The organism is Pseudomonas sp. P5_A2_2, from assembly GCF_054177685.1.
The window spans coordinates 1-8732 of the sequence record NZ_JBGCUL010000125.1 but is presented as its reverse complement, the minus strand read 5'-3'; the positions used below and the strand labels follow the sequence as shown (position 1 = coordinate 8732).

The 8732-nt window shown below is 62.9% G+C and carries 6 protein-coding genes and 1 pseudogene; 1 reads left to right on the top strand and 6 read right to left on the bottom strand.

Annotation, left to right across the window (positions count from 1 at the left end; all coding sequences use genetic code 11):
- A pseudogene (locus ACXRVY_RS10995) lies at positions 1–285 on the bottom strand (ABC transporter substrate-binding protein); the annotation flags it as partial.
- 248 nt (positions 286–533) lie between these two features.
- On the opposite strand from ACXRVY_RS10995, the gene ACXRVY_RS10990 reads away from it, so the two are divergent.
- Positions 534–737, top strand: a complete 204-nt coding sequence (locus ACXRVY_RS10990) for a peptidoglycan-binding domain-containing protein (RefSeq protein WP_458237385.1) — start codon at positions 534–536, stop codon at positions 735–737.
- 464 nt (positions 738–1201) lie between these two features.
- On the opposite strand, the gene ACXRVY_RS10985 is transcribed toward ACXRVY_RS10990, so the two are convergent.
- The 5 genes from ACXRVY_RS10985 to ACXRVY_RS10965 form a co-directional block, all read right to left on the bottom strand.
- On the bottom strand, positions 1202–1660 hold the full coding sequence (locus ACXRVY_RS10985; protein ID WP_458237384.1) for a hypothetical protein: 459 nt from the start codon (positions 1658–1660) through the stop codon (positions 1202–1204).
- A 17-nt stretch (positions 1661–1677) separates the two neighbouring features.
- Entirely contained in the window at positions 1678–1866 is a 189-nt protein-coding gene (locus tag ACXRVY_RS10980) for a hypothetical protein (RefSeq protein ID WP_458237383.1), read from the bottom strand.
- Positions 1867–1896: 30 nt separating this feature from the next.
- Positions 1897–2385 carry a hypothetical protein gene (locus ACXRVY_RS10975; RefSeq protein ID WP_458237382.1) on the bottom strand — a complete coding sequence of 163 codons (489 nt, stop codon included), beginning with the start codon at positions 2383–2385 and terminating at the stop codon, positions 1897–1899.
- A gap of 9 nt (positions 2386–2394) precedes the next feature.
- Positions 2395–5439 carry an Ig-like domain repeat protein gene (locus ACXRVY_RS10970; protein WP_458237381.1) on the bottom strand — a complete coding sequence of 1015 codons (3045 nt, stop codon included), beginning with the start codon at positions 5437–5439 and terminating at the stop codon, positions 2395–2397.
- 76 nt (positions 5440–5515) lie between these two features.
- On the bottom strand, positions 5516–8041 hold the full coding sequence (locus ACXRVY_RS10965; RefSeq protein ID WP_458237386.1) for an RHS repeat domain-containing protein: 2526 nt from the start codon (positions 8039–8041) through the stop codon (positions 5516–5518).
- Positions 8042–8732 lie beyond the last annotated feature (691 nt).

The following is an 8732-nucleotide window of genomic DNA, read 5'->3' as shown; positions in this document are numbered from 1 at the left end:
GCCCTTGATGTCGGAGTATTTCTTCTTCAGTGCGCCGAGCACGCGCTCGCCGGCAGGGGTCTGCTTGCCGAAGAAGCTGTAGGTCTGCACGAAGATCACGTCCTTCGCGTTCGGCCCCGCGAGCTCGGTGAAGCGTCCGCCGGCCGGGCCCCAGTGCGAGACGATCGGCACCTTCCAGCCCATCCGGTCGAGCGACTTCACGACCTGCGCCGACGGGCCCACGTTGCCCACCATCAGCAGCGCATCGGCACCGGCCGACTTCAGGCGCGACAGCTGAGGGGTCACAGCGAAGGTGTGCTGCCGTGCGCGGCCGCCATCGCGAGACATTGGGGGCAGGACAAGATGCTGACGAGTGGCCGCGGCGGCTTCGTTCAGGTCGCCAAGGCCAGTTGCTGAGATTTGGGAGCAGTGACTGAGAGCTTCAGATGGTCTCCGACATTCGAGGGCGGCGACCGGAAAGCAGCTTGCCACGCGCGCGCAGACGCCCACGCAAGACGTCAACTTCCTGATCCGAGACATGCTCGGCCCTCAGCTTGGACAAGAAGCGCCGCCTGCAGATCATGCGGGTCCAGATTGCGCTGACCAGCTTGGGGCTCTACAACGGGCGCGTCGACGGCGTTATGAACGCGGACACGAAGACCGGGCTCGAGTTCTTCCAGGACCTGAAAGGCATGACGAAGAGCGGGCAGATGACCACACCGACGCTGAATGCGCTTGGCGTTTCAGCGGTCAACTAGAGCGCCGGATCGAGAAGGTCTTCGAGACAATGCCCAACAACAGCCAAGGCAGCAACAGGGCGGTCTGGAACAGGATGCTTGGGAGCCGGGATACCAGTTGAACCGCCGCGGGTTTTGAGGAGGCTCCAACTCTTGAGCAGATGGCGACTGCTCGAGCCCACCGGCTGCATCCCTCCGCAGAAGCTGAGGCAAACTATTGCCGGCAACTCGCCAGTCACGCCGCCGCGGTGGCAGCCTGACTTAAACCAAACAGCCTCCACGAATTCCGGGGCGGTTCACAGCGGTTGGCCTAGCCAGACCATCAAGTCAGCCAATCTAATCGAAGCAGAGTCCACGACACGTTCCCCTGTGCCTCTCGCGACATCGGTGCGCGAGGGGGAATCCTCGGCTCGGTGCGACGCCGTTGTGGCGCAGGCACTGGATGGCAACACGCGACCCCAATGCACCGAGGCCCAGCAGCAGCCTCACCACTCATACCTCTGAGTTTCCAGGCGGTCAATCCACTCACTGAGCTTGTAGTCCCGACGGATAAGGTCTTCGGCAAACTCCAAGAAGTCTTTCGACATAACCGCGAAGACAGGCTCAGACCGCGATAGAAAGTAGATGCGACCGGAAGAGTCAAACGCATAGAAGTTGCCAAGAACGTCTTGCGCGAATCTGGAGCCGCCTTTGAGTTGCCCTTTCTCAATGGGTGCGAACCATTCCTCGCGGAAGCTCAGCTCTTCATCAATATCCCCATATCCAATCTCAAGCAGCCAGTCGCAAAGATCGGCGGGGACTGGAATCCCGATTTTTCTTTCCAGACTTCTCAGTTCCTCAGGCGAGACCCTGGCGTGTGCCTTGAATACCGGTCTGTGCCGGAACAGCCCCTTCCGACTCGCTGAGAGCACAGTCTTTGCGATCGTGTCAATGCTCATACTCATCTATCGCACCCGCACTTTCATTCCAGAGCAGCCCCATAATTTATGCGGGTGGCCGCCGGCCCGCCTTCACCCGGCCGCACACCTCGCAGCTTCAGCGCTTCAGCGGCGCCAGCGTTGCGGCGCGACGAACAATCCAGGCCGCGGAGTTTGGTTTCGGTGAGGTGGCATGTCTTCGCGTCGATGGCCTCGGCCAGCTCGGCGCGCACGAAGCGACCACAGCGCTCAGCGGCTTGCGGCTATGTCCGCTGAGCTTCATCAAGTACCAGATGGTAGACGCTCGGGAAGCGCACCTCCATCTCGGCCTCACGAGTCTCGGCACCTTCAACGACGAACACCTCGTCATTGCCGAGCTTTTGAACCACATCCCAGTCCTCGCTGTGCCCGATAGACAGATACCCACGCACGTACTCGGAGGGTCGCACGTCAGCAGCCGCGAGTCGGAAACCTCCACGCCGCGTGCGCAGGGTGCCGTACCTTGAGAACAACTCTTTGGTCGGACCGAACTGCTCAGGGAGGATGGACGCCCCATCAGCAGGTTCGACGAACAGCTTGTCTCCCTTCGCGATGAGGTCATCGACCATGACGCGCGCTTGTTCAATCGAGAGAGGCTTTGCCTCCGGCGACGGCTGTGACGGTGTGGCGTCAGACATCCTCTGTGTCCTTCGAGTCAGAACGACGTAGTAAGCGGTGACGATCAAGACGCCAAGAACGGTAAACCACACCATGGGCACTCCTCACTGCTGGCACGTGCAAGTATCGGCTGCATCTCTTGCCGCGCGGATGGCGATGGTGCCGGGATTGACGAACCCACCCCATGCGTTCTCAAGCCCTCGCATCCACCGATGTGCTGCACTGTGGCTTGCACTGTCTGCGAACCAGCGAAGGTTCCATACCCCGCTATTCACCGCGGAAGGCAACCCGCCCGTGGGGAACGTCGTCGGAATGCCTCCCGGGTGCCCAAACAGCGGGTTGGAGTGGTGAACGAACCCACCTTCAAGGTTCTGGACCTCGCGGAACGCATTGACGAAGGGACGTGCTCCATTCCGAGCCGCGGTACGCGAAGCGTTGGCAGCAAGAGCTTTCAGCCCTGCAGCGAGTCCCAGCGTGCCGGTCTCGAAGGCTAGGTCAGTAAGCTCACCGCCTCGATAGAAGCTGCTGCACTTGTTCACGCTGCCAATGTCGAGCCCCGCGCGCGCATAGCCGGTGATGCCGAACGACATTGAATCGCCGAAACCGGCCGAGAAGTCCACCAGACCCTGCGGCAAGGTCGGCATATCAGCCCACCCAAACAGCCCCAGGGGGTCTATGTACATCAACGGAGTTCCATTGACATAGCTGTACGTGTTGACCCCGCCCGCGAGTCCGATGGGGTCACTTTGCACATATCGCCCTCCATTGCTCGGATCGTAGTACCTGAAGTAGTTGTAGTGCAGCCCCGACTCCTGATCGAAGTACTGCCCCGGGAAGCGCAGGTTGAACGCAAGCGCCCCCAGGTTGCTCGGATTGGTCTCCGCCGCCGTCGTCCCGAACGGTTCAGCCATCCAGCGCCATCGAATGTTGTTGCTTCTGTCCACGACGATGCGCGGCGTGTCGATGTGATCCGCAAGGATGAAGTACACGAGCGGCGGGTTGCCCGGAGTGGGGTCGGGCGTGAACATCGCCACCGGCGTGCTGCCCAGCCAGACGTACTCCCTGAGCGCAGCCCCGTTCTGGTCGTACTCCCCAAGCAGCTGCCCGTCCTGGTCGTACACGAACAGCACCGTGCTGCTCGGGCTCGAGCTCGTGACCTTGCGCACCCGCCGGCCCATCCCGTCATAGGTGTACGTGCTCGTGATCCCCGCCTTGGTCAGCGTCGTGAGTCGCCCGGCGAGGTTGTAGCTGCCCGTGTAGCTGGTGCTGTCGCTGGTGGTGTTGCCCGCGTTGTCGTAGCCGAAGCTGCGCGCCGGGTTCGTGATGCCCGTGAGCCGGTTGCTCGTGGGGCTGGTGGTGTAGGTGCTCGGGTTGCCGTTGAGCGTCACGCCGGTGCGGTTGCCGGTCGCGTCGTAGCCGATGCTCCAGCTCGCGCTGGCGGTCACGACGCTGGTCAGCCGGCCGAGCTCGTCGTAGCCGAAGCTCTGGTTCAGCGCGTTGGCCGCGGCCGTCGCGCCCTGCAGGCTGTCGTAGTGGGTGTAGCTCGCGATCCGGTCGGCCGCGTCGTAGACGATGTCGCGGACGAAGCCGCCGAGCGAGTAGCGCACGATCCGCCCGGAGAGGTCGTAGACGCGGGTGTTCGCCTGACTTCCCGCCGCCATCTGCCAGTTCCAGCCCACCGGCGGCCCGAACGGGGCGTGGCGGATCTGGTCGATCAGCGTCGTGGGTGGGCTGCTCGCGTCCTTGGCCAGTGCGATCGCAGTCGCGATTCCGCTGGTRTAGGTGATGCTGAGCTTGCGCCCCGACGGGTAGGTGATGCTGGTGATGTGGCCGCCCGCGTCGTAGCCGTAGCCGACGGTGCGCGTGATCTGCGTGCTGTTGGCGCCGGCTGCKGCRTTGAYGCGCTGGATGTCGGTGACCACGTGGCCCCACGGGTCGTGGGCGTACTGGGTCGAGCCGGCCGGGTGCGTGGTCGAGGTCAGTCGCCCGATCCCGTAGCTGAAGCCGGCGCCGGTCTGGTCGTAGACCCAGCTGTAGGCAAGCGGGGTCTGGCCGCTCTGGGTGTAGGTGAGGCTGGCGAGCCGGTTCAGCTCTTCGTAGCTGTAGGTCGCGAGCACGCCGCGGCTGTCGGTGCGGGTGAGCAGGTGGCCGGACGCGTCGTAGATGTGGTTGGCGGTGCCGGTGTCGGGGCTGATCAGGCTGGTCGCGTCGCCGAGGCCGTTGCGCGGGTACTGGGTGACGAGGTTCCTGGGATCGGTGACTTGCACGGTGCGGTCCAGCCCGTCGTAGCCGAACCGGGTCACACCGTTCTTCGCGTCGGTCGTGTCCTTGCGCCGGCTCAGGGTGTCGTAGCTGGCGCGGGTCGCGAAGTCGAAGCCGGCGACCCCGGGCGCCTGGATCGTCTTGGTCGGGTTGCCTTGGGCGTCGTATTCGTAGTTGATGACAGGGACCGGCGAGATCGGCGGGCTGGGCAGGTTGACCGGGGTCACGATCTGAAGTGTCACGGTGCTGGAACTGCTGGCCGCGGTGCTCGCATCGCCGGCGTAGCTGGCGCTGAGGCTGTGGCTGCCGAGTGCGAGGGCGCTGGTGCTCAGGTTCGCGATGCCGCTGTTCAGCGCGGCGGTTCCCAAGGTGCTCGCGCCTTCCTTGAAGGTGACGCTGCCGGTCGCGCTCGGTGGGCTGACGCTGGCGCTGAAGGTCACGCTCTGTCCGACCGCGGCAGGATTAGGGTTCGCGCTCAGTGTGGTGCTGCTCGTCGCGACGGCGCTGATGGTCTGGATCTTGGCTGCTGAGGTGCTGCCGGCGTAGCTGCTGGTGCCGGCGTAGACGGCCGTCAGGCTGTGAGAACCGGCTGTGCTGAAGCTCTTGCTCAGCGTAGCGACGCCGCTGCTCAGGGTGCCGCTGCCGAGCGTGGTGCTGCCGTCCTTGAAGGTGACGCTGCCGGTGGCGGCCGCCGGGCTGACGGTCGCGGTCAGCACGGTAGTCTGGCCGAGGGCGCTCGGGTTGACGCTGCTGGCGAGGACCGTGCTGGTGGCGGTCTTGGCGGCCCAGGCCGGGCCGAGCATGGCCAGTGCGCTGGCCAGCAGGAGGTACCTCAGCAGCGTCCACGCAGGCTGCATGGCGCCTGGGCGTCGGCTCGCTTCGTTCATTGTGTCTCTCCCTCTTTGCCGTTGGAGGCGCTGGCATCGGCCGCGCCGCTCTTGTCTTTGTGTGTGTCCGCGTCGATTACTCTCGACCGGCCATTTGCTGAACGCGACCCAGCGCATCGATGCTTTGGCTCAGGCTTCTCGCGAGGCTGCCTCCCGGGTCCTTCACGCTCTGGCCGGTCTTGTTGCCCGCGTTGTCCAGCACGTGCTCGATGCGGTTGCCCAGGCTGTCCTTGACGGCTGTTTGTCGATGCGCCGCGTCGTACTCGAAGCCGATCCAGCTCGTGTCCGGCTGGGTCACCTTCAGCAGTTGTCCGGCCGCGTCGTACTCGTAGCTTGTGGTCTGGCCGCCCACGCGCGTGCTCAGCAGTCGCTGTCTGAGGCCGTAGGTGTTGCTCGTCGTCACGCCGTTGGCATCGATGCTCTCGAGCAGTTGGCCGTGTTTGTTGTATTTGGTGTGGGTCGTGATCTGGTTCTTCGTGTTCGTGACCGTCTGCAGGTCGCCGAGCGTGTGGTCGGCGGTCGTGTCGGTGTAGTACGTGTACGTCGTCAGGTTGTTTTGCGGGTCGCGCTCTGTCAGCACCTGGCCGTAGCTGTTGTAGGTCCAGCGGCGGGCTCCGCTCGCAACGCCGCTCTGCAGGCTCGCGCTGAACCCCTGGCTTCCATTCGCATCGCTGGTCGCCTGTTCGACCTCCTTGCACAGCACCGCGATCGGTTTGCCGTCGGGCAAGAGGGCGGTGCTCGGTGCGCAGCTCGCGAGGGCGTTGCCGTTGAACGGGTCGGGCTGGCCGTGGTAGATGCTCGTGGTCAGCTTGCCGGGTTCGGCTCGCTTGGCTTCGAGTCGCCAGTCCGGGTGCCACAGCGTGCTCGTCTTGCGGCTGCCGGTCGGGAGCGTTGCGCCTGACCCCGTCACCGCGCTGCACGCCTGGGTGTTTGCAAGGCCCTCGACGCGCGTGGTCTCCAGGTTCCTGCCCAGGTCGTGCGCCGAGCACACTCGGCGGCCGTTGAAGTCGTCTGCGCTCGCAACGTTGCTGTTCGTGTCGTAGCTGCGCGCAGTCGACGAAGCAGCACAGCCGGCTCCTGCTGGCTGCGACTGAGCTGTCAGCAGGGCCTCACCGTTGACTATGCTGAACTGACGAGTTGTCTGAGCTCCCGTTGGATCGGTGACATATGCAGTGCCACCCGCGTACAGCTCCGTAGTGCTCAACGAGTACTTCTCGACTCCTCCAGCGTGCTCGGTGGACAGACCGCGATACCCTGAGTAGGTGAAGAAGGCGTATGTATTGTTATTTTCATCAATGATCGACTCAAGCAAGCCGCTATACGGTCCGGTCGTGTACGTGTACCGCAACGTCGCATTGTCGGGTCGGGTCATCGCAATCGGGAGTTGGCCAACGCCATTTGCATCAGGCCCGTAGGTGAACGCGTGCGTGTTGCCTGCTGGATCACTGAACGACGCGATGCTCCCGGTCGATGACCGGCCGAATGTAAGGCTGCGCCCAAACGAATCGGTCACTGCAGCCAGCTTGTTAGACGCATAGGTCAGCGCGACGACATAGTTGTCGCGAGTGGTGATCGTCTGCAGATTTCCAAGGGCGTCATAGGCTTCGATTCTTTGGAGCCCCAGGTCCGTGTAGCGCCAGCCGGTTGTTATGCCGCCACTGGACAACTCAACGAGCCTCGACGCGATGTCGAGATCTCCCTTGTAGCTTCCGTCAACTTGCCGCACGAAGGTCAGCGACTTGTTGCCCCTGCGGTGCAAGACGACTCGCGTGTCGACCGATCCAATCAATTTCTCCAGCTTTAGGTCGTAAACATGACCCCAATACCAGCCGAGATCCGCGCTCGATGCCCAAGTCTGGCTGTTGTAGGTTCGAACAAAGCTGAGCGAGCGTGGGCCTGGCCCAGCGTAGTCAACACTCTCCTGGTATTTGTTCCCTGTGGACGTATCGATGGGGTTCCCCACACCGTTACTGCATTTGGGCGGCCCGGAAGTTTTTGGGGGCGGCCACCTGGGCAGAGTGCAGAAGGGTGCGACGTACTGATCGAAGCCGCCAAAGGTGTACCAATTTCCTCCAGACACACCATGCCCGAGGCTTTCAGGGCAAATTCCCCATGTTTCGCGAATTACTTGGTCAGAGTAGCCGAACAACCAATAGAACTGTTGGGTACTCGTCGAGACTGCCCCGTTGTAGCGCTGTGTTTGCTTCAGCGTGTATTGGCACGGCCGGTTATATCTGAATTCCCTTGGGCCGCCACCTGGACTCTGCTGCTGCGGATCGTTGCAGTCTTCGCTGCGAGTGGCGAGATAGTCGGTGCTTGTCGAGCAGGCCGTTCCGGCTGCAGCAGCTTGTGTTAACCAATTGTCGAAGGCGTCGTTCGGACTCGACCCGGTTGCGTGCACCTTAGTAGCACCATTAACGGTGCATGCATCCCACGGCCAAGCCGCGTTGATATACCACTGACCAGAGCGCAGAACGTTGTTGTTGCAAGCGCCTATTCCGCCGTACTGCATGCAGCCAGCTCGCGGATCGTAATTTCCTTCAGTTGCGTTTGCGCGCTCGCAGCTGCCAGCAAGAACGAGCATGGCGAGGCCCGCAAACATTGCGCGCAAGAGCGATGCTCCATTCAGGAGGCAAGATCGCCAATGCCCGAACGCGTTCGACTGGTAGCCCGCGAAGTTGACGAAGCCGTCCAATGCGACAAGCGCAAGCGCCCTCCGTCGCGTCTCCCTCTGTCTCATGAATCAACCCTCCCCAGGGCTAACGTCTTATGTGGATGTCCTCGCTCCGGCTTGTTTCTTTGGCGTCGGCATGGAGGGCGACGAACTGTAGCCGCCCATGCGACAAACCTTCCCCCTGGAACGCGAGTTCAGCTGGCAAATCGCGACGGCAAGCGTGAACAATGTTCAACGCGAGTGAGCTTGGCCACGCCTCACCCGTTCCGCTCGCGGCCGTCCGCACGAACTAACGCCCGGATCACCGCAATGTGGCCGAGACGGTGAGTTCAGTGTGCGGCCATCACGGGCAGCAGCCGCTGCGCGCTGCTGTCGCTCGTCGCAATAGAGCATGACGCGCGGCATCCCGACTTCATCAACCATATCTCCTGAGCGCACAAGAAAAACCGCCGCCCATCGGGCGGCGGTTTGCCGAAGAATGCGCCCGATCCGTGGCGGCTACTTCGCCGCCACGTCCACCGGCAGGATCTCGTTGCCGATGAAGCGCGTCCAGACGTAGTCGTTCTCGTTGATCGCGTCGTGGTTGCCCGGCGCGAACGGCTTCACGTAGTTCTTGATC

What these genes read in the sequence shown, in the direction of transcription:
- ACXRVY_RS10985 (WP_458237384.1), bottom strand. Translation starts at nt 1,660, where the DNA reads ATGAGTATGAGCATTGACACGATCGCAAAGACTGTGCTCTCAGCGAGT.
- ACXRVY_RS10975 (WP_458237382.1), bottom strand. Translation starts at nt 2,385, where the DNA reads ATGGTGTGGTTTACCGTTCTTGGCGTCTTGATCGTCACCGCTTACTAC.
- ACXRVY_RS10965 (WP_458237386.1), bottom strand. Translation starts at nt 8,041, where the DNA reads ATGTTTGCGGGCCTCGCCATGCTCGTTCTTGCTGGCAGCTGCGAGCGC.